The sequence below is a fragment of the Klebsiella sp. WP8-S18-ESBL-06 genome, assembly GCF_014169755.1.
Classification (GTDB): Bacteria; Pseudomonadota; Gammaproteobacteria; order Enterobacterales; family Enterobacteriaceae; genus Kluyvera; species Kluyvera ascorbata_B.
Genome location: NZ_AP022256.1, coordinates 3670676 through 3692446, shown reverse-complemented (window position 1 = coordinate 3692446; position 21771 = coordinate 3670676). Strand labels below are relative to the sequence as shown.

The following is a 21771-nucleotide window of genomic DNA, read 5'->3' as shown; positions in this document are numbered from 1 at the left end:
TATCTTTTAGCGCTTTTTAAAAAATATTGACAACCTTTGAGGGGATTTTCGCAATGCGTATCATTCTGCTTGGCGCACCTGGCGCGGGTAAAGGAACTCAGGCACAGTTCATCATGGAGAAATATGGCATTCCGCAAATCTCCACCGGTGATATGCTGCGCGCGGCCGTTAAATCTGGCAGCGAGCTGGGCAAAAAGGCTAAAGACATCATGGATGCCGGTAAGCTGGTGACCGATGAGCTGGTTATCGCGCTGGTGAAAGAGCGCATCGCCCAGGAAGACTGCCGCAACGGTTTCCTGCTGGACGGCTTCCCGCGCACTATTCCGCAGGCTGACGCCATGAAAGAAGCGGGCATCAACGTTGACTACGTGCTGGAATTCGACGTACCGGACGAACTGATCGTTGACCGCATCGTAGGCCGTCGCGTACACGCTGCTTCTGGCCGCGTTTACCACATCAAATTCAACCCGCCTAAGGTTGAAGGTAAAGACGACGTGACCGGCGAAGAGCTGACCACGCGTAAAGACGATCAGGAAGAGACCGTGCGTAAGCGCCTGGTGGAATACCATCAGATGACCGCGCCGCTGATCGGCTACTACTCTAAAGAAGCGCAGGCGGGTAACACCCAGTACGCAAAAGTTGACGGTACTCAGGCCGTGGCTGACGTTCGCGCAGAGCTGGAAAAAATCCTCGGCTAATACCGAGGCGTGCCGGATGGCGGCATAAATGCCTTATCCGGCCTACGATTATTTTGTAGGCCTGATAAGCGCAGCGCCATCAGGCAAAAATTCTCGCCTTACCTCTCACAGCAATTAGTTTTTCTTCCCTGCTTTTCCGCTACAATTATCAACAATTTGAATCGATAAGAGGCGGTAATGCATCATAAAAAACCCGGTATTCTGCTGGTTAACCTCGGGACGCCCGATGCCCCCATGTCTGAAGCCATTAAACGCTATCTGAAACAGTTTTTAAGCGATAAGCGCGTTGTTGATACGCCGCGTTTGCTGTGGTGGCCTTTGCTGCGAGGCGTGATTCTGCCTATTCGCGCGCCCAGGGTAGCAAAGCTGTATCAGTCCGTGTGGATGGAAGACGGCTCGCCGCTAATGGTTTATAGCCGTCGCCAGCAGCGCGCGCTGGCCGCACGCCTGCCGGATGTGCCGGTGGCGCTGGGCATGAGCTACGGCACGCCGTCGCTACAAAGCGCCGTGGATGAACTGCTGGCACAGGGCGTCGATCAGCTTGTCGTGCTGCCGCTTTACCCGCAGTATTCCTGTTCGACCGTGGCCGCCGTATGGGATGAACTCGCCCGTATACTGGCCAGCAAACGCGCCATTCCGAGCGTGTCGTTCATTCGCGACTATGCTACCGATCGCGGCTATATTGAGGCGCTGGCCGCTAGCGCACGCGCATCGTTCGCGCGCCACGGCGAGCCGGATCTGCTGCTGCTTTCCTATCACGGCATTCCGCAGCGCTACGCGCATGAAGGCGACGATTATCCGCAACGCTGTCGCGACACGACCCGCGAGCTGGTTTCCGCGCTGGGTATTTCACCGGACAAGGTGATGATGACCTACCAGTCGCGCTTTGGCCGTGAACCGTGGCTGACGCCGTATACCGATGAGACGCTGAAAATGCTCGGAGAAAAGGGCGTGAAGCATATTCAGGTGATGTGCCCGGGCTTCTCTGCTGATTGCCTGGAAACGCTGGAAGAAATAGCGGTTCAGAACCGTGAAGTGTTCCTGGAGGCGGGTGGGCAACAGTATGAGTATATTCCCGCGCTTAATGATGATGATGCGCATATTGAGATGATGGTGAATCTGACCGCGTCGTATCGCTAATCGCCTGCGGGTAGGGGAATATGCTACTATTCCCCGCCTGTTAACTGCCAGCCAAAAATCACCATGAAATTTCCCGGTAAACGCAAATCTAAACATTACTTCCCGGTGGACGCTCGCGATCCGCTGCTCAAGCAAATTCAGCCCGAAAGTGAAACCAGCGCCGCGTGGGTCGTCGGTATCGACCAGACGCTGGTGGATATTGAGGCGAAAGTCGACGATGCGTTTATTCAGCGCTACGGCTTGAGTGCCGGGCATTCGCTGGTGATTGAAGACGATGTAGCGGAAGCGCTGTATCAGGAACTGGTGCGCGAAAACCTGATTACCCATCAGTTTGCCGGTGGCACTATCGGTAACACCATGCATAACTACTCGGTGCTGGCGGATGACCGCTCGGTGCTGCTCGGCGTGATGTGCAGCAATATCGAAATTGGCGGCTATGCCTACCGCTACCTGTGTAATACCTCCAGCCGCACCGATCTTAACCATTTGCAGGGCGTTGACGGGCCGATTGGCCGCTGCTTTACGCTGATTAGCGACAGCGGCGAGCGGACCTTTGCCATTAGCCCTGGGCACATGAACAAGCTGCGCCCGGAGAGTATTCCTGAGTCGGTTATCGCCGGCGCATCTGCGCTGGTGCTCACCTCCTACCTGGTGCGCTGCAAGCCGGGCGAGCCGATGCCGGATGCCACCATGCAGGCCATCGCCTATGCCAAAAAGCATGATGTACCGGTGGTGCTGACGCTGGGCACGAAGTTTGTTATCGCCGATAGCCCGGAATGGTGGCAGCGTTTTATCAAAGAGCACGTGTCGATTCTGGCGATGAATGAAGAAGAAGCGGAAGCGTTAACCGGCCTCAGCGACCCGCTGCAGGCATCGGATAAAGCGCTGGACTGGGTGGATCTGGTGCTGTGCACCGCCGGGCCGACCGGGCTGTATATGGCAGGCTTTACCGAAAATGAGGCCAAGCGTAAAACCCAGCATCCGCTGCTGCCGGGTGCCATTGCCGAGTTTAACCAGTATGAGTTCAGCCGCGCGGTGCGTTTTAAAGATTGCCGTGAGCCACTGCGTATCTACTCGCACATTGCGCCATTTATGGGCGGGCCAGAAAAAATCATGAACACCAATGGCGCGGGTGACGGTGCGCTGGCGGCGCTGCTGCATGATATTACCGCCAACGCCTATCACCGTAGCAACGTGCCGAACTCCAGCAAGCATCAGCACGCCTGGCTGACCTATTCGTCACTCGCGCAGGTGTGCAAGTATGCTAACCGGGTAAGCTATCAGGTGTTGAACCAGCATTCGCCGCGTCTGACGCGCGGCCTGCCGGAGAAAGAAGATAGCCTTGAAGAGGCGTACTGGGAACGTTAATTCGTTCGAGGCCTACAACGATGACGTGCCGTTGTAGGCCTGATAAACGCAGCGCCATCAGGAAGATGGCGCAGATTTCCGAATGGCGGCTTCGCCTTATCCGGCCGAAGAAAGTTACCCGCTTACCGCCTCACTCAACGGCGGCGAGCTCAGCAGCCCCAGCATGGTTTTGGCAATCTCCCGCTCGCCCATCACCACTTCATTGGCTCCGCGTTCGCTAATGTACGCCACTTCGTCGTCATAATGCGCACGGGCAATGATCTCGAGGTGCGGACACTTCTCGCGAGCGCTGGCAACAATCTCCCCGGCCTCGTAGCCGTTGGGGATGGTCAAAAGCAGCCAGCGGGCGCAGTCGAGGTGCGCCAGATTCATGATCTCTTCGTTAGCGGCGTTGCCCAGTACCGCGCGAATACCGCGTTCACGTAGCTCATCCACGCGGGTTCGCGACGTTTCAATGACCACCAGTGGAATGCCCTGCGCCATCAGCTTCTCACCGAGCAGGCTGCCGACGCGGCCGTAGCCGACCAGCAACGCATGATTGCAAATATCCACCGGGATCTGCGTTTCATCTTCCAGCGCCTCTTCCAGCGTCTGTTCCTCAAGCGTTTCCGTTTTCTCGAGGTATTTCTCCAGCAGGGAGAACAGCACCGGGTTAAGCATAATGGAGAGAATCGCGCCCGCCAGCACCAGGTTTTGCCCGTCCTGCGGCAGTAGCCCCAGCGCCATCCCCAGACCGGCCAGAATAAAGGCAAATTCGCCAATCTGCGCCAGGCTGGTGGCGATGGTCAGTGCGGTACGCTGGGAGTGACCGAACAGGCGCACCAGGCCAAACGCCGCCAGCGATTTACCGAAGATGATAATGGCCAGCGTTGCCAGCACCGCCAGCGGTTGCTCAATCAGAATCAACGGATCGAACAGCATGCCGACGGAGACGAAGAACAGTACCGCAAACGCGTCGCGCAGCGGCAGCGTATCGTGCGCCGCGCGGTGGCTCAGCTCGGATTCGTTCAGCACCATTCCGGCGAAGAATGCGCCCAGCGCGAAGGAGACGTCGAACAATTCGACCGCACCGAAGGCAATGCCCAGCGCCAGCGCCAGTACCGAGAGCGTGAACAGTTCGCGAGACCCGGTGGCGGCGCTGCGTGAGAGGATCCACGGCACCAGACGACGGCCAACCAGCATCATGATGGCGATAAACGCCACAACTTTGCCGATGGTGATGGCCATATCGATAGCCAATGAGGCAAAACCGATATTTTCTTTTTCCATCATTCCGGCGACGGCGGGGAGCAGAACCAGCGTTAATACCATCACCAGGTCTTCAACAATCAGCCAGCCGATGGCAATTTGCCCCCGCTGGCTATCAATAAGCTGCCGTTCCTCCAGCGCGCGTAGCAGCACCACGGTACTGGCGGTAGAAAGACACAGACCAAACACGATACCGGTCATCATTGACCAGCCTAAGAAAGTGGAGAGCAGCATCCCCAGCAGCGTGGCGACGGCTATTTGCGCGATGGCGCCGGGGATGGCGATAGACTTTACCGCCATCAAATCTTTGAGCGAAAAATGGAGACCGACGCCGAACATCAGCAGAATAACGCCGAGTTCTGCAAGCTCAGGCGCCAGTTTGGTATCAGCGACAAATCCTGGAGTAAACGGTCCGGCCAGCACGCCCGCTAATAAATAACCTACCAGTGGTGAAATTCTTAACTTATTGGCAATCATGCCAAGGAAAAAAGCGAGCACAAGGCCACCAACAATGGTGGTGATTAGCGGTGTGGCGTGATGCATTCCGTCTCCTTTCGTCGTGATGCGTGGTCCCATTTTTGGCGCAGAGTGCCGCAACAGCCTGAAAACCAAAAAACCTCGTAATAGTTTATGACAATTTCCGTGATTGTGTTTGTGAATAATTCTTGAATTTAGCTAAAAAATTGAATTTTTGAGAGTAAATGGCACAAAAATGAAAATTGGCTGAGCAAAGCCAGATAAGACGCGCGCTTGCGGGGAGGGGAGCGGCAGCCAAAACAAAGTTTTGGCTGCCGTAAATTCAGTGTTTTTGGCGGTTATCAGGTAAGAATATGGTCAACATCCCAATAAGTGGTAGGAAAGCACATATTTTATAAACCAACTCGATACTGGTATGGTCGGCAATCAGCCCCAGTACCGCAGCCCCAAGGCCACCCATGCCAAAAGCGAAGCCGAAGAATAGCCCGGAAACCATCCCGATACGGCCCGGCAATAGCTCCTGCGCATACACCAGAATGGCAGAAAACGCCGATGCGAGGATAAATCCAATGATCACCGTTAAAATCCCCGTCCACCACAGGCTGGCGTAGGGTAAAAGGAGAGTAAACGGTGCAACGCCGAGGATAGAGCCCCAAATAACATATTTACGGCCAATCTTGTCACCTACAGGCCCGCCAATGACGGTGCCCGCAGCCACTGCAAACAGGAAGGCAAATAAGTGAATCTGCGCGTTTTGTACCGATAATCCGAATTTTTGCATCAGATAAAAGGTGTAGTAGCTGCTGATACTCGCCATATAGAAATATTTCGAGAAAATCAGCATCAGCAGGATGCTCACGGCCAGAATAACCTTGTTTCTCGGCAGCGGATTGATAATCACCGCTTTAGGTTTCCCCTTCGCCAGACGATGCTGCGCGGCGTACCAGCGGCTGACCTGCGCCAGCACGACAATCGCCAGCAGCGCGGCCAGGACGAACCAGGCAACGTTACCCTTACCGTACGGCGCGATAATCACCGCCGCCAGCAGCGGCCCAAGCGAGCTGCCGAAGTTACCGCCGACCTGGAAAATAGACTGCGCCAGCCCGTGGCGACCACCGGAAGCCATGCGCGCCACGCGGGAGGATTCGGGATGGAACACGGATGAGCCGGTACCGACCAGCGCAGCGGCCAGCAGCACCGTCCCGAAGCTACCTGCCAGCGCCAGCAGCACCAGGCCGCTTAGGGTAAAGCACATGCCGACGGGGAGTGACCACGGCATCGAACGCTTATCGGTGATGTAACCGATCACCGGCTGGAACAGCGATGAGGTCAGCTGGAAGGTAAGGGTGATCATCCCTATCTGCACAAAGGTCAGAGAAAACTCGGACTGCAGCAGCGGGTAGATGGCCAGAATCAGCGACTGAATCATGTCGTTGAGCAGGTGGGAGAGGCTTATTGCTCCCAGGATACCGAATGAGGTGCGGCCCTTTTGCGAAGACGCAGTCGGGCCAGGCCGCGTAGGGCTGGTTTCAGAGATTGCCATAGATTCCACTTATATTTGGTAGTGCGATATTGGGGATAAACGCTTTAATAATTATTATCAGACTAAGATACCTGTCTAAGACGTTTGAAGGAAGTCTCAATTCTGAAAACAAATTAGACTAATATTTCATAGCGTTGTAATTTCTGCGGTTGTTATTCACTCAGGGAGAGAATCATGCATTTCGTCAAACGAGGCGTGGCGCTGGCGATGCTGACTGCACTATCTTTAGTCAGCCTGCCCTCACAGGCTTATCAGCAAGATAAAACGTATAAGATAACCATTCTGCATACCAACGATCACCACGGGCACTTCTGGCGCAGTGAATATGGCGAGTATGGCCTGGCGGCGCAAAAAACGCTGGTTGACGGCATTCGTAAAGAAGTGGCAGCAGAAGGCGGCAGCGTGCTGCTGCTCTCGGGCGGCGATATTAACACCGGGGTTCCGGAGTCGGATCTGCAGGATGCCGAGCCGGACTTCCGCGGCATGAATCTGGTGGGCTACGACGCGATGGCCGTCGGCAACCATGAGTTTGATAATCCGCTGAGCGTTCTGCGCCAGCAGGAAAAGTGGGCTAAATTCCCGTTCCTCTCCGCCAATATTTACCAGAAGAGCACCGGCGAGCGCCTGTTTAAACCGTGGGCGATTTTTAAACGTCAGGATCTGAAAATTGCCGTCATTGGTTTAACCACCGACGACACCGCCAAAATCGGTAATCCGGAATACTTTACCGATATTGAATTCCGCAAACCGGCGGAAGAGGCGAAGCTGGTGATTCAGGAGCTACAGCAGAAAGAGAAGCCTGACCTGATTCTGGCGACGACCCATATGGGGCACTACGATAACGGCGAACACGGCTCCAATGCGCCGGGTGATGTTGAAATGGCGCGCAGCCTGCCGGCCGGCGCGCTGGCGATGATTGTAGGCGGTCACTCGCAGGACCCGGTTTGCATGGCGTCGGAAAATAAAAAGCAGGTTGATTACGTACCGGGTACGCCCTGCGCGCCGGACAAACAGAACGGTATCTGGATAGTTCAGGCCCACGAGTGGGGGAAATATGTCGGCCGCGCGGACTTCGAATTCCGCAATGGTGAGCTTAAGCTGGTGCACTACCAGCTGATCCCGGTCAACCTGAAGAAGAAAGTCACTTACGATAACGGGCAGAGCGAGCGCGTGCTTTACACGCCGCAGATCCCGGAAAACCCGCAGATGCTCTCGCTGCTGACGCCGTTCCAGAGTAAAGGCAAAGCGCAGTTAGAGGTAAAAGTTGGCAGCGTGAATGGGCATCTGGAAGGCGATCGCAGCAAGGTTCGCTTCGTGCAGACCAACATGGGGCACCTGATTCTGGCGGCGCAGATGGCGCGCACCGGCGCCGATTTTGGCGTCATGAGCGGCGGCGGCATTCGCGACTCCATCGAGGCGGGTAATATCACCTATAAGAGCGTGCTGAAGGTGCAGCCGTTTGGCAACGTGGTGGTGTATGCCGATATGAGCGGGAAAGAGGTGATTGAGTATCTGACCGCTGTAGCGCAGATGAAGCCGGACTCCGGGGCCTATCCGCAGTTTGCCAACGTCAGCTTTGTGGCGAAGGGCGGGCAGCTTCAGGATCTGAAAATCAAAGGTGAACCGGTCGATCCGGCGAAAACCTATCGTCTGGCGACGCTGAGCTTTAACGCTACCGGCGGCGACGGCTATCCGAAGATTGATAACAAACCGGGCTATGTGAATACCGGCTTTATCGATGCCGAGGTGCTTAAACAGTATATTGAGCAGAACTCACCGCTGGATGTGAATGCTTACGAGCCGAAAGGGGAAGTGAGCTGGCAGTAAGCTCGGCGCAGCGCCATCAGGCAGTTGGGTGCACATTGCCGGATGGCGGCGTAAACGCCTTATCCGGCCTACCCTTCCGTAGGCCTGATAAGCGCAGCGCCATCAGGCGGTTCAGCGCACATTGTCGGATGGCGGCGTACGAGGCTATCAGAGGGGTAACCGAAAATCGCGTTATTAATCCCGGCGCGCAATGTTCGCAAACGTCGCGCCAAGAATTTTCGCTAAATCCACCGCCGCCAGCTCAATATCCAGCCCGCGCTTGCCGCCGGAAACATAGATAGAGGCAAACTCCTGCGACGGCGCGTCAATCACCGTTGGCAGGCGCTTCTTCTGCCCCAGCGGGCTGATGCCGCCGACCAGATAACCGGTGACGCGCTGTGCCACCATCGGATCGGCCATATCGACCTTTTTCGCGCCCAACGCCTTGGCGACTTTTTTCAAATCCAACTGCCCGGCGACCGGCGTGACCGCCACTGCCAGCTGTTTCATATCGCCATTCATCGCGACCAGCAGCGTTTTGTAAACCTGATCGGCGTTTAGCCCTAATTTGCGCACGACCTCATCGCCAAAGTTCGTTTCGTTCGGATCGTGATCGTAGGTATGAATGCTAAATGGGATCTTGTTCTTTTCGAGTAACTTAACTGCGGGAGTCATAACGTTCCTTCTTACTACAGACAGGGTATACCGTCAGCATACGCCCTAAAACGGACTAAAAAATAGTATAATCTTGCGCAATAGGTATTGGCAGTTGTAGCAACTTTGAGCGACAATCGGAGGATCCGGAGTGAAAACTTCGGGATAATAATAATGATGAAATTCCTCTTTGACGGGCCAATAGCGATATTGGCCATTTTTTTATTTCAGCATCTGTGGCAGGTTGCCCTCTCCGTACAAATGCAGCGCGCCTACCGCGACCACATAGCGTCCCGGCGGTAGCGCCAGCAGCGCATCTCGCCAGGCAATATTGCGTTTCACCATCAGCACATCATAGAGCGACTGGCTAAACGTATTGGGCAGCGATGTTCCACCGCGGGTCGGGGGCTGATCCAACCACCAGCCGATCATGACCTGCAGCAGCCGTGCGTTGGTGTGCCAGTGCGTCAGGGTATCATCAAGTAGCGCCATGCCGCCGTCGGGCAGATGGCATAACAGGTCAATCTGGCTATCTGCCCCTTCCAGCTCCTGCACCGGCAGCGCGGCATCGTGTGCGGCCGCGAGCAGCTGATAATCAATACCGTAGTCCGGACGCAGGCCTAAACGTTGAGCCTGAGTGGCCTGTAGCACCATCGCGATTTGCCACAGCGGCTGGTTATCCACGCGGGCGAGCGACATTCCCTGCTCATCAAGCCGTTTTTGTAACGCGCTAAGCTGCTCTGCGCTCAGCCGTTCGGCCAACGGCGGGTATTCGGGAAGATCGCTGAACGGGGTTTCGCTGCCGGAAATATCGGCTTCAACAATCAGCGCATCGGCCTGACGTAGCTTCTTTAGCAGCTTTGGCGGCAGGGGGGACATATCGCGTGTGCCCATATGAATGCTGCCGACCAGGTGCAGATGGCGACCGCCGGGAAGGGTGACATCCAGCGCCGGCCAGCTGTACGGCGAGCCGCGCAGGGTCCGCCACAGGCGTTGTAGTTGATGTAACAGGCTCATCCGCGCTCCCTGGAAGGAAAATGTCATGCTAGCGCGCCGGAAGGAAAGGTGCAAACGCGCCCCGTCCGAAAACGGGCGGGGCGCGAGGATCAGGCTTTAGGTTTAAATCGCAGCAACCGGTTAGCGTTGCTGACCACCGTAATGGATGAGAGCGCCATCGCCGCCCCGGCGACCACCGGGTTAAGCAGCGTGCCGGTCAGCGGCCAAAGGATCCCTGCGGCAATCGGAATACCGAGCGAGTTATAGACAAAGGCGCCAAGCAGGTTCTGCTTCATGTTGCGTAGGGTGGCGCGGGAAATGGCCAGCGCATCGGCAACGCCCACCAGGCTGTGGCGCATCAGCGTGATAGCCGCCGTTTCAATCGCCACGTCGCTGCCGCCGCCCATCGCGATGCCCACATCGGCCTGCGCCAGCGCCGGGGCATCGTTGATGCCGTCGCCGACCATCGCCACTTTTTGCCCTTGCGCCTGCAGATCTTTAATGGCCTGAGCTTTACCGTCCGGCAGCACGCCGGCAATCACCTCATCGATACCGGCTTCTTTGGCGATAGCGTTCGCAGTCACCGGATTATCGCCCGTTAACATCACCAGACGATAGCCTTCCTGATGCAGACGCTGTAGCGCGGCGACGCTGTCGCTGCGCAGCGGATCGCGAATGGCAAACCCCGCGGCGGCTTTACCGTCAATGGCCAGCAGTACCGGCGTTGCGCCCTGAGCCGCCTGGCGGGCCAGTTCGTCGTCCAGTTCACGGGTATCGATCTGCTGTTCATGCATCAGCGCCTGGTTGCCGAGCAGCAGGCGATGCCCTTCGGCTTCACCGCTAACCCCCAGGCCGCGCAGCGTGCGGAAGGCGTTAACCTGCGGGAGCGTGTTGTTGGCGGCTTTCTCCAGAATAGCGCGTGCCAGCGGGTGATTTGAACCTTGCTCCAGCGCAGCGGCCAGGCGCAGCGCGACGGCCTCATCAATATCACGTTGCGTGACGATCGCGACAACCTGCGGTTTGCCTTCGGTCAGCGTGCCGGTTTTATCAAATACCAGCGTGGTCAGTTCGCTGGCACGCTGTAAGGCATCGGCATCGCGAACCAGCACGCCGTATTCGGCAGCGCGGCCTACGCCCGCAATAATCGACATCGGCGTCGCGAGGCCGAGGGCGCACGGGCAGGCGATGATAAGCACCGTGGTCGCGATCACCAGCGTATAAACAATTTGCGGCGCCGGTCCGAAGACGTACCAGATGGCCGCGCTGAATAGCGCAATCGCCACCACGACCGGTACAAACACCGCCGAAATTTTATCCGCCAGCTGGCCAATTTCCGGTTTACTGCTTTGTGCCTGGCGGACCATTTTAATAATGCGTGACAGCGTGGTATGGCTGCCGACGGCGCTGGCGCGGAATAAGACAGAACCATCCTGCACTACCGTACCGGCGTGAATGCTGTCGCCATCGCCTTTCTGCTGCGGAATGGGCTCGCCGGTAAGCATGGCTTCGTCAAACCAGGCTTCGCCCTGGCTGATTTCCCCATCGACCGGTACCCGGTCACCGGTGGTCAGGCGCAGGATCATGCCCGGCTGCACGTCGGCCAGCGGCACGGTTTTTTCACCGTCCTCGGTGACTACCCGCGCGGTGGGCGGCGTCAGGTCGAGGAGTTTTTCCAGCGCGCGCGACGAACGTTGACGCGCTCGTGCTTCCAGCATATGGCCGAGGTTAATCAGACCAATAATCATGGCGCTGGCTTCATAATAAAGGTGGCGTGCTTCCATCGGGAACCACTGCGGCCACAGGTTAACGCTCATTGAATACAGCCAGGCTACGCCGGTCCCCAGCGCCACGAGCGTATCCATTGTGGCGGTACGATTCTTCAGGCTTTTCCATGCGCTGCTATAGAAATGGCCGCCCGCAAATACCATGACCGCCAGGGTGACAAGGCCAATAGCCAGCCACAGCGAGCGGTTATCGTCGGTGACCATCATGTTGTCGCCAATCATCCCCCAGACCATCACCGGCACGCCGACCAGCAGGGCGACAATGGCCTGCCAGCGAAAACGTTTCATGGTGGCCAGCGCGGTTTGCTGCTGACGTTCGCGACGTTTAAGGTCGTCTTCAATGGCCTCCGCACCGTAGCCCGCTTTCTCTACGGCATGGACTAAATCACCGGCGGAGGCGCTGCCCATGACCAGGGCCGTGCGCTCCGCCAGATTTACCCGTGCCTGTACCACGCCCGGCACCGCCTGGAGGGCGTTTTGTACTCGGGAAACGCAGCTGGCGCAGCTCATACCGTTGATCAGCAGCTGTTGGCTGTCATCCAGTTCCTGTGCTGCCGGAAGCTCAGGGGCGGCCGCTGTCAGTGCTTCCGACGGGAGTGATGACTCTGCCAGCGGTTTAGCCTTTGGGTGGCTGAGCTCCGCGCCGTAACCGGCTTGTTTAATGGTTTCAATCAGCGCATCGGCGCTGGCGCTGCCGGTGACGTGCGCCGCTTCGATGGTGACTTCCGCATGATCAACGTCCGGGCGCTGTTCCAGGCTCTCTTTAACGCGTTTGACGCAGTGGCCGCAGGACAAACCGTCCAGCGCCAGATCGATGGTATGAGACATATTCCTCTCCTCAATTGATGGGTGACCAAATTCACCTTTTGGTCTACAGTGAGAAAGGTTAAACCTTCCAGCAAGGGGAAGGTCAAGGGGGAAATGTGAATATCAGTGATGTGGCCAAAAAAACCGGCCTGACCAGCAAAGCCATTCGCTTTTATGAAGAGAAGGGGCTGGTAACGCCGCCGCTGCGTAGCGAGAACGGCTACCGCAGCTATACGCAAAAACACCTGGATGAGTTTACGCTGCTGCGCCAGGCGCGGCAGGTGGGATTTAATCTTGAAGAGTGTGGCGAGCTGGTCAATCTGTTTAACGATCCGCAGCGTCACAGCGCCGATGTGAAGGCCTACACGCTACAGAAGGTGGCGGACATTGAGCGCCACATCAGCGATTTACAGGCGATGCGCGATCAGCTGCTGTCGCTTGCCGCCTCCTGCCCGGGGGATGACAGCGCCGATTGTCCGATTATTGATAACCTTTCCGGCTGCTGCCATCGTAAGACCCTGGCGTGAGGGTTAGCGAGGCGGGGTAAGCCTGATACGCAGGACGATCCCTTCCACCGCAATGACTTCAACTTTGCTGCCGGCCGGCAGGTCATCATCGGCCAGCACGGGCCAGGAACTGTCGCCAACGCGCATATGGCCGCGGCCGTTGACCAACGCGTTATCCAGGGTAAAACGCTGGCCCAAAAGCTGCTGACCGCGCTGGTTGAGCTGACCTTGCGCCGGGCGCTGTCTGTCACCCCGACGCGAGAGCCATTTCCACCACAGCCAGGCCGCCAGCAGGGTCAGCGCCGCGAACAGCGCACCTTGCCACGCCCACGACAGCGGCAGCGCCCAGGTTATCAGCCCCGTTGCCGCTGCTGCCACACCGCTCCACAACAAATAGCCGCTGCCGCCGAGCATTTCTGCAGCCAGCAGCAGGCCGCCGAGGCTCAGCCAGAAAAAATGCGGGTGCGCCAGCACCAGGGCAATCATGACGGTTTCCGATCGCGGCTGCTGTCTTTAATCAGCTCAGCAACCCCGGCAATAGAACCCATCAGGCTGCTGGCATCCAGCGGCATCATCACCACTTTGCTGTTATTGGCCGCGCCAATTTGTTGCAGCGCGTCAGTGTATTTCTGGGCGACAAAGTAGTTAATGGCCTGAATATCACCGGCGGCGATCGCTTCCGACACCATTTTAGTGGCGCGGGCTTCCGCCTCTGCCGAACGTTCACGCGCTTCTGCCTGGAGGAACGCCGACTGACGTTCGCCCTCGGCGGTAAGAATTTGCGCCTGCTTTTCACCTTCGGCTTTTACGATCTGCGCCTGGCGGATCCCTTCAGCCTCCAGAATGTAGGCGCGCTTGGTTCGTTCCGCTTTCATCTGAGCATTCATCGCGTCGATAAGTTCTGCCGGTGGGCGCACATCGCGAATTTCGATACGGGTGATTTTAATCCCCCACGGGTTGGTGGCTTCGTCGACAATATGCAGCAGTCGGGTATTGATGTTATCGCGCTGAGAGAGCATCTCATCAAGCTCCATCGACCCGAGTACGGTACGAATGTTGGTCATCGTCAGGTTGATAATGGCCAGCTCGAGGTTGCTGACTTCATATGCCGCTTTTGGCGCATCAATGACCTGAATGAAACAGACGGCGTCGATGGCGACGTTGGCGTTGTCTTTTGAGATCACTTCCTGAGAGGGAATGTCGAGAACCTGCTCCATCATATTGATTTTGCGCCCGATCCGGTCCATGAACGGCACAACGAGACTTAGCCCTGGATGCAGCGTTTTGGTGTAGCGGCCGAAGCGCTCTACCGTCCACTGATAGCCCTGCGGCACAATTTTGACCCCGGCGGCAACCACCACCAGCGCGACAAAGATAAGAATGGGGATAAATACCAGCATAAAACCTCCTGTTTTACTCTCCGTAACCTCAACAAGTATATCGGCTCTGCACGGGAAATTCGCCCCCTGAAATTAATTGGCGTTACACTTAGAGGGGCAAAACGAAAAAACAGGATAAAGAAAGGCAATGACGGAAAATAGCGCGATTTTACAGCTTAAGCAGGTGAGCTTTCATATTGGCGAGAAGACGATCCTTGAGAATATAAACCTGAACGTGGCCCCCGGCGAATTCAAGCTGATTACCGGCCCGTCCGGCTGTGGAAAAAGCACCTTATTAAAAATTATCGCTTCGCTGCTCTCTCCGAGCGCAGGGCAGATATTGTTTGGCGGCCAGGATATTAACACCCTAACGCCGGAAGCCTATCGCCAGCAGGTGTCCTACTGCGCGCAGACTCCGGCGCTGTTTGGTGACACGGTGTACGACAACTTTATTTTCCCCTGGCAAATTCGCGGCCAACAGCCGGACCCGGATCGTTTCCTGGGGCAGCTAACGCGCTTTGGTCTGGCCGAAGATACCCTGTCTAAATCAATCAACGAGCTGTCGGGAGGCGAAAAACAGCGGGTATCGTTAATTCGCAATTTGCAATTTTTACCCAAGGTGCTGCTACTCGATGAAATAACCAGCGCGCTGGATGAGCAGAATAAAGGGAACGTGAATGAAATTATTCATCAGTACGTACGCGATGAGCAGGTTGCCGTGCTGTGGGTGACCCACGACAAAGATGAAATTAGCCATGCCGATGAGGTGATTATGCTGCCTTCGCACCCACAGAGCGTCAGGGAGTCAGATCATGAATAACGAACACATCATCACTAACGAGTCGCTGGCGCTGTCGATGGTGCTGGTATTGATTGCCATTGTGGTGAGTTACCGGGAAAAGCTGGCGCTGGAAAAAGACATTATCTGGAGCATTTGCCGCGCGGTGGTGCAGCTGGTTATCGTTGGCTATGTACTGAAGTATATTTTCAACGTCAACCATGCGGTGCTGACGCTACTGATGGTTCTGTTTATCTGCTTCAACGCCGCCTATAACGCGCAAAAGCGCAGTAAATATATCGACAAAGCGTTCGTGTCATCGTTTATCGCCATTACCGCCGGAGCCGGTCTAACGCTTGCGGTACTGGTCTTTTCCGGTTCGATCGCTTTTGTGCCGATGCAGGTCATTCCTATTTCCGGGATGATTGCCGGTAACGCGATGATTGCGGTTGGGCTGTGCTACAACAACCTGGGCCAGCGCTTTAGCGCTGAACAGCAGCAGATTCAGGAGAAGCTGAGCCTGGGGGCAACGCCGAAAATGGCCTCCGCTCGTCTTATTCGCGAAAGCATTCGCGCGTCGTTGATTCCGACCGTCGACTCGGCGAAAACCGTGGGGCTGGTGAGTTTACCGGGGATGATGTCAGGGCTGATTTTTGCCGGTATTGACCCGGTAAAGGCAATTAAATATCAGATAATGGTGACCTTTATGCTGCTTTCTACCGCCAGCCTGTCAACCATTATTGCCTGCTATCTGACCTATCGGAAGTTTTACAACGCGCGCCACCAGCTGGTGGTGACGCAACTGAAAAAACGCGATTGACGCTGCCGCATGTCGCAGAAGGCCTGATAAGCGCAGCGCCATCAGGCACGTTCGTTGCACATTGTCGGATGGCGGCGTAAACGCCTTATCCGGCCTACCTGTCTGGCTACCGCTTCGGGCAGTAGGCCTGATAAGCGTTGTGCCAATCAGTACAGCAATGAATACAGCTGGCGGCGGTATTTCGATGCCAGCGCATCGCCGGTGCCGAGCGCTGCCAGGATTTCCTGCAACATTTTGCGCGCCTGGCCGTCAGCCGCGCCCAGGTCTTTGCGCAGGTGGCTGAACAACAGCTCCAGCGCTTCTTCATTACGCCCGACCTGATGCAGCTGAAGTGCCAGCTTTGAGGCCAGCGCCGCGTCGTCCGGGTTTTGCTCAACCTGCTGCTGCAGCTGCTGGATTTCCGGCGTATCTGCCGCCTGCTTAAGCAGCTCAATCTGTGCCACCAGCCCCTGGTAGCGGGTATCCTGATCCTGCAACGGGATGGTTTGCAACACCGCTTCCGCCTCTTCAGAACGGCCGAGCGCAATGTAGGTTTCTGCCAGCAGCAGGCCAATCTGGCTGTCCTGCCCGGAGAGCTGCCAGGCATCTTTCAGCAGCGGCAGGGCCTCGGCGTGCTTACCTTCCTGAATCAGCGCCAGCGCCTCTTGCGCCTTCAGCTCTTCTTCACGCGGTAGAACTTTATCCAGCAGCGCGCGAATAGCCTCTTCCGGCTGCGGGCCCTGGAAGCCGTCGACCGGCTGACCATTCTGGAACAGATAAACGGTTGGAATAGCGCGCAGGCCAAACTGAGAGGCCACCATCTGTTCGGCATCGCAGTCGACCTTCGCCAGAATAAACTGGCCGTTATACTGCGCAGCCAGGTTTTCCAGCACCGGCGTCAGCTCCAGGCAGTGCTGGCTACGCTCGGACCAGAAGTAGAACAGCACCGGCGTGGCGACGGATTGCTCCAGCGTCTGGTGTAGGTTCGCTTCAGTAATGTTTACAATATTCTGTACGGACATGAGTCATTCTCTGTAGTCGGTTTGTATTCGAGATGGGGGCAAAAGCGTGCGCTTCAACTTAGCCCTGCAGAATTTTGTCCATCGCACGCCCCGGCAGTAGCCGCTTCAGCCAGCCGACGGCATAGGTCACCAGCGTCACCGGGTAGCGTAATTTGGGCTTATCGCTGATAAACGCATGACGCACCTTCTCGACCACCGCGTCCGGGCCGAGGGTGAAGCGCGCGGCGATACCTGGGTTTTCTACCGGCTTATCGCTGGTCTGGTTGACGTTGTCGGTAAAGCGCGTGCGGATCGGGCCAGGTTCAATCAGGCTCACCTTCACGCCGGAATGACGCAGCTCCATACGCAGCGCGTCGGACCACGCTTCCAGCGCGTACTTGCTGGCAGCATAGGCGCCGCGGCCCGGGGTAGAGATAAGCCCCATGACCGATGATGTCATCACAATTCGCCCTTCGCCGTGCGGTACCATGGCCGGCAGCAGGCGCATCGTCAGCTGATGGGCACCAAAAAAGTTGGCGGAAAACTGCTGCTCCATCTGCTCACGGCTGATGCTGGTTAGCGGGCCGTAGACGCCATAACCCGCGTTATTGAACAGGCCAAACAGGCGATTGCCGGTAAGGGCGATGACTTCTTCGGCGGCACGGTCGATGCTTTCCGGGCTGTCGAGATCGAGCAGAATGCCGGTGAACCCCATACCGTCCATGCGTTTCACATCATCGGGTTTACGGCAGGCGGCAAGTACGCGAAACCCCTGGCGTTTCAGCTCAAGCGCGCTTTCCAGACCAATTCCGCTGGAACATCCTGTAATTAAGACCGATTTTTGCATAACTTTACCTGAAGACGCCGCTTTACTTTGCGACGTCGTGATTAACTAATGGGGCCAGACGTGTCGCCATCCAGTCGGCAATATACGGCTGGGCGTCACGGTTGGGATGAATGCCATCATCCTGCATCCACTGCGGCTTAAGGTAGACCTCTTCCATAAAGAAGGGCAGCAGTGGAACATTGAATTCGCTGGCGAGCTTCGGATAGACCGCGCTAAACGCCTCATTATAGCGGCGTCCGTAGTTTGCGGGCAGGCGAATTTGCATTAACAGCGGCTGAACGTTCGCGTCTTTCACCTGTTGCAGTACGGCGCGCAGCGTTTGCTCGATTTGTGGGGGCGCAAAACCGCGCAGGCCGTCGTTGCCGCCCAGTTCAACCAGTACCCAGCGTGGCTGGTGCTGTTTAAGCAGCGCGGGCAGGCGTGCCAGCCCTTGCTGCGCGGTATCGCCGCTAATACTGCCGTTGATAACCGTGATTTTCGGCTGCCACTTATCGTTCAGCAAGGCAGGCCAGGCGGCGGTGCCCGCCATGCGATAGCCCGCGCTCAGGCTGTCGCCCAGCACTAACAGTGTGTCCGCCGCCGCGGCGCGCAGGCTTAACAGCAACAACAACAGGAAAGGCAAATGCCAGCGGAAAACGTACTTGAAGTGCATCATCTGAAGAAATCCGTCGGTCAGGGTGAGCATGAGCTTTCCATCCTTACCGGAGTTAACCTGATTGTCAAACCGGCGCAAACCCTTGCTTTAATTGGTGAGTCGGGTTCCGGCAAGTCGACGCTGTTGGCGATTCTCGCCGGGCTTGACGACGGCAGCAGCGGTGAAGTGAAGCTGCTCGGCCATCCGCTGGACAAGCTGGACGAAGAAGCGCGCGCGCGGCTGCGCGCTCAGCACATTGGCTTCGTGTTTCAATCCTTTATGTTGATTCCTACCCTTAATGCGTTAGAAAACGTCGAACTGCCGGCGCTGCTGCGCGGCGAAAGCGACGCCCAGAGCCGTCAGGGCGCGAAAGCGCTGCTGGAACAGCTGGGGCTTGGGAAGCGTCTGCATCATCTTCCGGCGCAGCTTTCCGGGGGGGAACAGCAGCGCGTGGCGCTGGCCCGCGCGTTTAACGGCCGTCCTGATTTGCTGTTTGCCGATGAACCGACCGGTAACCTCGATCGTCAGACCGGCGATAAAATTGCCGATCTGCTGTTCTCCCTTAACCGCGAGCACGGCACTACGCTGATTCTGGTGACCCACGACGCGCAGCTGGCGGCTCGCTGCGATCGCCGTCTGCGGCTGGTGGACGGGCAGCTACGGGAGGAAGCATGATTTTACGCTGGTTCTGGCGCGAGTGGCGTTCGCCTTCGTTGCTGATTGTCTGGCTGGCGTTAAGCCTGGCGGTGGCCTGCGTGCTAGCACTGGGCAGCATCAGCGACCGCATGGACAAAGGGCTCAATCAGCAAAGCCGTGAATATATGGCCGGCGACCGGGTGCTGCGCAGCTCGCGGGAGGTGCCGCTCGCGTGGCTGGAGAAAGCTCGCGCGCTCGGCCTGACGGTGGGTGAACAGATCCATTTCTCCACCATGACCTGGGCGGGGGATACGCCACAGCTGGCCGATGTGAAGGCGGTTGACGATCGCTATCCGCTGTACGGCGCGCTGGAAACGGCCCCTGCGGGCCTGAAACCTGCGGCTGGCACGGTGCTGCTGGCACCGCGTTTGCTGGCGCTGCTGAATCTGAAAATGGGTGACAGCCTCGATGTGGGCGATGCCACGCTGCGCATTGCCGGAGAAGTCGTGCAGGAGCCGGATAGCGGCTTTAATCCGTTCCAGATGGCGCCGCGCCTGATGATGAATCTGGCCGACGTCGCGAAAACCGGCGCAGTGCAGCCCGGTAGTCGGGTGAGCTGGCGCTACATGTTTGCCGGCACCGCCGAGCAGTTAGGGAGCTATGAAAGCTGGCTGCTGCCGCAGTTGAAGCCCGAGCACCGATGGCTGGGGCCAAATCAGGACGACGGCGCGCTGGGTAAGTCACTCCAGCGGTCCCAGCAGTTTTTGCTGCTGTCGGCGCTGCTAACGCTGCTGCTGGCGGTAGCCGCCGTGGCGGTGGCGATGGGGCACTACTGCCGCAGCCGCTACGATCTGGTGGCCATCCTTAAAACGCTGGGGGCCGGGCGCGCACAGCTACGCCGGTTGATTATCGGTCAGTGGCTGCTGCTGCTGATGCTCTCCGCGCTGGCCGGTGGGGCAATGGGGCTGTTATTTGAGTCCATACTGCTCACGCTACTCAAACCGGTGCTGCCGGCGGCGCTGCCCGCTGCCAGCGCCTGGCCGTGGCTGTGGGCGGTGGGGTCAATGACGGTCATTTCGCTGCTGGTCGGGCTGCGACCATACCGGTTGCTGCTGGCGACCCAGCCGCTGCGCGTATTACGCCAGGATATTGTCGCCAACGTCTGGCCGCTGAAGATTTATCTGCCGTTGGTCACCGCGGTGACCGTGCTGCTGCTGGCCTGGCTGATGGGCGGAAGCCCACTCCTGTGGTCGGTGCTGGCCGGTGCGGTGGTGCTGGCGGCGCTGTGCGGCGTGGTGGGCTGGCTGCTGCTGAAGGTGCTTAAGCGCCTGACGCTACGCGCGCTGCCGCTGCGCCTGGCGGTCAACCGTCTGCTGCGCCAGCCGTGGTCTACGCTGAGTCAACTGGCGGCGTTCTCGCTGTCGTTCATGCTGCTGGCGCTACTGCTGGTGCTGCGCGGCGATCTGCTCGATCGCTGGCAGCAGCAGCTACCGCCGGAAAGCCCGAACTATTTTCTGATCAATATCGCGCCTGAGCAGGTGAGTGAGGTGAAAACCTTCCTTGCCGAACATCAGGTGATTCCGGCGGCCTTCTACCCGATTGTTCGCGCGCGGCTCACGCAGATCAACGGCCAAAGCACCGAGGGCAACAAGGAGGAGTCGCTCAACCGCGAGCTGAACCTGACCTGGCAAAACCAGCGCCCGGCGCACAATCCGCTGGTCGCAGGAAGCTGGCCGCCAAAAGCGGGGGAAGTGTCAATTGAAGAAGGGCTGGCGCAGCGATTGAATATCCGCCTCGGCGATAGCGTAACCTTTACCGGTGATACTCAGGACTTTACCGCGAAGGTGAGCAGTATCCGCAAGGTTGATTGGGAGAGTCTGCGACCGAACTTCTTCTTTATCTTCCCCGACGGCGCCCTCGATGGTCAGCCGCAGAGCTGGCTAACCAGCTTCCGCTGGGATCACGGTAACACGCTGCTAACGCAGCTCAACCGCGAGTTCCCGACGGTTACGTTGCTGGATATCGGCGCAATCCTGAAACAGGTCGGCCAGGTGCTGGCGCAGGTGAGTCGGGCGCTGGAAGTGATGGTGGTGCTGGTCACCGCCTGCGGTGTGCTGCTGCTGCTGGCTCAGGTGCAGGTGGGAATGCGCCAGCGCCATCAGGAGCTGGTCGTTTATCGCACCCTCGGTGCCGGGAAGCCGTTGCTGCGGCTAACGCTGTGGGCTGAATTTGCGCTGCTGGGCGCGATTTCCGGGCTGGTGGCGGCCATCGGGGCCGAAACGGCACTGGCGATGCTGCAAACGAAAGTGTTCGACTTCCCGTGGTCGCCGGACTGGCGTCTGTGGCTGGCCCTGCCGCTGTGCGGCGCGCTGCTGTTGTCATTATGCGGCGGTGGCTTAGGGCTGCGGCTGTTGAAAGGGCGGGCGCTGTTCCGCCAGTTCTCCGGCTAGTTTAACGGCGTTGCTCTTGCGTAGCGCCGGACGGCGCTACGCTGCACGTTGTTGGATGGCGGCATAAACGCCGTACCCTGCCTATGCGTAGCGATCGCTGCTCGTCAAAATTATTCATCCTTTCATCATCTTGCCTGTTTTATGGCACCATTCGGTAAAACTGGAAACCTAAATCGCACATTTTAATAAAAATCAGCCAGGTGGATTTTATTAATAGACG

General features: G+C 57.5%; 19 protein-coding genes. 9 read left to right on the top strand and 10 right to left on the bottom strand.

What is annotated here, in order from left to right; translation table 11 throughout:
- Positions 1-53 precede the first annotated feature (53 nt).
- The 3 genes from adk to H7R76_RS17650 all read left to right on the top strand — a co-directional run bounded on the left by adk (position 54) and on the right by H7R76_RS17650 (position 3206).
- Positions 54-698: an adenylate kinase gene (adk, locus tag H7R76_RS17660; RefSeq protein ID WP_182965970.1), complete on the top strand. Its 645-nt coding sequence runs from the start codon at positions 54-56 to the stop codon at positions 696-698.
- A gap of 177 nt (positions 699-875) precedes the next feature.
- Positions 876-1838: a ferrochelatase gene (gene hemH, locus H7R76_RS17655; RefSeq protein WP_182965968.1), complete on the top strand. Its 963-nt coding sequence runs from the start codon at positions 876-878 to the stop codon at positions 1836-1838.
- A gap of 63 nt (positions 1839-1901) precedes the next feature.
- Entirely contained in the window at positions 1902-3206 is a 1305-nt protein-coding gene (locus tag H7R76_RS17650) for an inosine/guanosine kinase (RefSeq protein WP_106930546.1), read from the top strand.
- Between the two features lie 114 nt (positions 3207-3320).
- Here the strand turns inward: H7R76_RS17650 and ybaL are convergent, their stop codons facing one another.
- Positions 3321-4997, bottom strand: coding sequence for a YbaL family putative K(+) efflux transporter (gene ybaL, locus H7R76_RS17645; RefSeq protein ID WP_182965966.1), 1677 nt, complete (start codon positions 4995-4997; stop codon positions 3321-3323).
- Between the two features lie 256 nt (positions 4998-5253).
- Entirely contained in the window at positions 5254-6474 is a 1221-nt protein-coding gene (locus H7R76_RS17640; RefSeq protein WP_182929369.1) for an MFS transporter, read from the bottom strand.
- 174 nt (positions 6475-6648) lie between these two features.
- Between H7R76_RS17640 and ushA the strand changes: the two genes are divergently transcribed.
- Complete coding sequence (ushA, locus tag H7R76_RS17635; protein ID WP_182965964.1) at positions 6649-8301, top strand: bifunctional UDP-sugar hydrolase/5'-nucleotidase UshA; 1653 nt, start codon at positions 6649-6651, stop codon at positions 8299-8301.
- A 174-nt stretch (positions 8302-8475) separates the two neighbouring features.
- Here ushA and ybaK read toward each other — a convergent pair whose 3' ends face one another.
- From ybaK to copA, 3 genes are all read right to left on the bottom strand, one after another.
- Positions 8476-8955, bottom strand: a complete 480-nt coding sequence (gene ybaK / locus H7R76_RS17630; protein ID WP_182965962.1) for a Cys-tRNA(Pro)/Cys-tRNA(Cys) deacylase YbaK — start codon at positions 8953-8955, stop codon at positions 8476-8478.
- A gap of 201 nt (positions 8956-9156) precedes the next feature.
- The gene (locus H7R76_RS17625; RefSeq protein WP_182929368.1) at positions 9157-9951 is read right to left on the bottom strand and encodes a TraB/GumN family protein; all 795 of its coding nucleotides are present in this window, start codon (positions 9949-9951) and stop codon (positions 9157-9159) included.
- Positions 9952-10040: 89 nt separating this feature from the next.
- Complete coding sequence (gene copA / locus H7R76_RS17620; protein ID WP_182965960.1) at positions 10041-12542, bottom strand: copper-exporting P-type ATPase CopA; 2502 nt, start codon at positions 12540-12542, stop codon at positions 10041-10043.
- Between the two features lie 95 nt (positions 12543-12637).
- Between copA and cueR the strand changes: the two genes are divergently transcribed.
- Entirely contained in the window at positions 12638-13048 is a 411-nt protein-coding gene (gene cueR, locus H7R76_RS17615; protein WP_106930531.1) for a Cu(I)-responsive transcriptional regulator, read from the top strand.
- A gap of 3 nt (positions 13049-13051) precedes the next feature.
- On the opposite strand, the gene H7R76_RS17610 is transcribed toward cueR, so the two are convergent.
- Complete coding sequence (locus tag H7R76_RS17610; protein ID WP_106930529.1) at positions 13052-13513, bottom strand: NfeD family protein; 462 nt, start codon at positions 13511-13513, stop codon at positions 13052-13054.
- On the bottom strand, positions 13510-14427 hold the full coding sequence (locus H7R76_RS17605; RefSeq protein WP_106930527.1) for an SPFH domain-containing protein: 918 nt from the start codon (positions 14425-14427) through the stop codon (positions 13510-13512). The genes H7R76_RS17610 and H7R76_RS17605 overlap by 4 nt, the downstream gene beginning before the upstream one ends.
- Positions 14428-14554: 127 nt before the next feature.
- On the opposite strand from H7R76_RS17605, the gene fetA reads away from it, so the two are divergent.
- Both fetA and fetB read left to right on the top strand, forming a co-directional pair.
- Positions 14555-15226, top strand: coding sequence for an iron efflux ABC transporter ATP-binding subunit FetA (fetA, locus tag H7R76_RS17600; RefSeq protein WP_106930525.1), 672 nt, complete (start codon positions 14555-14557; stop codon positions 15224-15226).
- Positions 15219-16004 (top strand): iron efflux ABC transporter permease subunit FetB, encoded by a 786-nt coding sequence (fetB, locus tag H7R76_RS17595; protein ID WP_106930523.1) that lies wholly within the window; start codon positions 15219-15221, stop codon positions 16002-16004. Before fetA ends, fetB begins: the two co-directional genes overlap by 8 nt.
- Before the next feature lie 146 nt (positions 16005-16150).
- Here fetB and H7R76_RS17590 read toward each other — a convergent pair whose 3' ends face one another.
- The 3 genes from H7R76_RS17590 to tesA are packed head-to-tail and all read right to left on the bottom strand — an operon-like array spanning position 16151 to position 18483.
- The gene (locus H7R76_RS17590) at positions 16151-17005 is read right to left on the bottom strand and encodes a co-chaperone YbbN (RefSeq protein ID WP_106930521.1); all 855 of its coding nucleotides are present in this window, start codon (positions 17003-17005) and stop codon (positions 16151-16153) included.
- A gap of 58 nt (positions 17006-17063) precedes the next feature.
- Complete coding sequence (locus H7R76_RS17585; RefSeq protein WP_106930519.1) at positions 17064-17831, bottom strand: SDR family oxidoreductase; 768 nt, start codon at positions 17829-17831, stop codon at positions 17064-17066.
- 22 nt (positions 17832-17853) lie between these two features.
- Complete coding sequence (tesA, locus tag H7R76_RS17580) at positions 17854-18483, bottom strand: multifunctional acyl-CoA thioesterase I/protease I/lysophospholipase L1 (protein WP_106930578.1); 630 nt, start codon at positions 18481-18483, stop codon at positions 17854-17856.
- Between tesA and ybbA the strand changes: the two genes are divergently transcribed.
- On the top strand, positions 18454-19140 hold the full coding sequence (gene ybbA / locus H7R76_RS17575) for a putative ABC transporter ATP-binding protein YbbA (protein ID WP_106930517.1): 687 nt from the start codon (positions 18454-18456) through the stop codon (positions 19138-19140). The genes tesA and ybbA overlap by 30 nt on opposite strands.
- Positions 19137-21551 carry a putative ABC transporter permease subunit YbbP gene (gene ybbP, locus H7R76_RS17570; RefSeq protein WP_182965958.1) on the top strand — a complete coding sequence of 805 codons (2415 nt, stop codon included), beginning with the start codon at positions 19137-19139 and terminating at the stop codon, positions 21549-21551. The genes ybbA and ybbP overlap by 4 nt, the downstream gene beginning before the upstream one ends.
- Positions 21552-21771: the final 220 nt, after the last annotated feature.

Coding starts and splice junctions, on each gene's coding strand:
- H7R76_RS17590 (WP_106930521.1), bottom strand. CDS start 17,005: ATGTCCGTACAGAATATTGTAAACATTACTGAAGCGAACCTACACCAG.
- ybbA (WP_106930517.1), top strand. CDS start 18,454: ATGCCAGCGGAAAACGTACTTGAAGTGCATCATCTGAAGAAATCCGTC.
- ybbP (WP_182965958.1), top strand. CDS start 19,137: ATGATTTTACGCTGGTTCTGGCGCGAGTGGCGTTCGCCTTCGTTGCTG.
- ushA (WP_182965964.1), top strand. CDS start 6,649: ATGCATTTCGTCAAACGAGGCGTGGCGCTGGCGATGCTGACTGCACTA.
- fetB (WP_106930523.1), top strand. CDS start 15,219: ATGAATAACGAACACATCATCACTAACGAGTCGCTGGCGCTGTCGATG.
- H7R76_RS17625 (WP_182929368.1), bottom strand. CDS start 9,951: ATGAGCCTGTTACATCAACTACAACGCCTGTGGCGGACCCTGCGCGGC.
- tesA (WP_106930578.1), bottom strand. CDS start 18,483: ATGCACTTCAAGTACGTTTTCCGCTGGCATTTGCCTTTCCTGTTGTTG.
- hemH (WP_182965968.1), top strand. CDS start 876: ATGCATCATAAAAAACCCGGTATTCTGCTGGTTAACCTCGGGACGCCC.
- copA (WP_182965960.1), bottom strand. CDS start 12,542: ATGTCTCATACCATCGATCTGGCGCTGGACGGTTTGTCCTGCGGCCAC.
- H7R76_RS17640 (WP_182929369.1), bottom strand. CDS start 6,474: ATGGCAATCTCTGAAACCAGCCCTACGCGGCCTGGCCCGACTGCGTCT.
- adk (WP_182965970.1), top strand. CDS start 54: ATGCGTATCATTCTGCTTGGCGCACCTGGCGCGGGTAAAGGAACTCAG.
- H7R76_RS17650 (WP_106930546.1), top strand. CDS start 1,902: ATGAAATTTCCCGGTAAACGCAAATCTAAACATTACTTCCCGGTGGAC.
- H7R76_RS17610 (WP_106930529.1), bottom strand. CDS start 13,513: ATGATTGCCCTGGTGCTGGCGCACCCGCATTTTTTCTGGCTGAGCCTC.
- H7R76_RS17585 (WP_106930519.1), bottom strand. CDS start 17,831: ATGCAAAAATCGGTCTTAATTACAGGATGTTCCAGCGGAATTGGTCTG.
- ybaL (WP_182965966.1), bottom strand. CDS start 4,997: ATGCATCACGCCACACCGCTAATCACCACCATTGTTGGTGGCCTTGTG.
- ybaK (WP_182965962.1), bottom strand. CDS start 8,955: ATGACTCCCGCAGTTAAGTTACTCGAAAAGAACAAGATCCCATTTAGC.
- fetA (WP_106930525.1), top strand. CDS start 14,555: ATGACGGAAAATAGCGCGATTTTACAGCTTAAGCAGGTGAGCTTTCAT.
- H7R76_RS17605 (WP_106930527.1), bottom strand. CDS start 14,427: ATGCTGGTATTTATCCCCATTCTTATCTTTGTCGCGCTGGTGGTGGTT.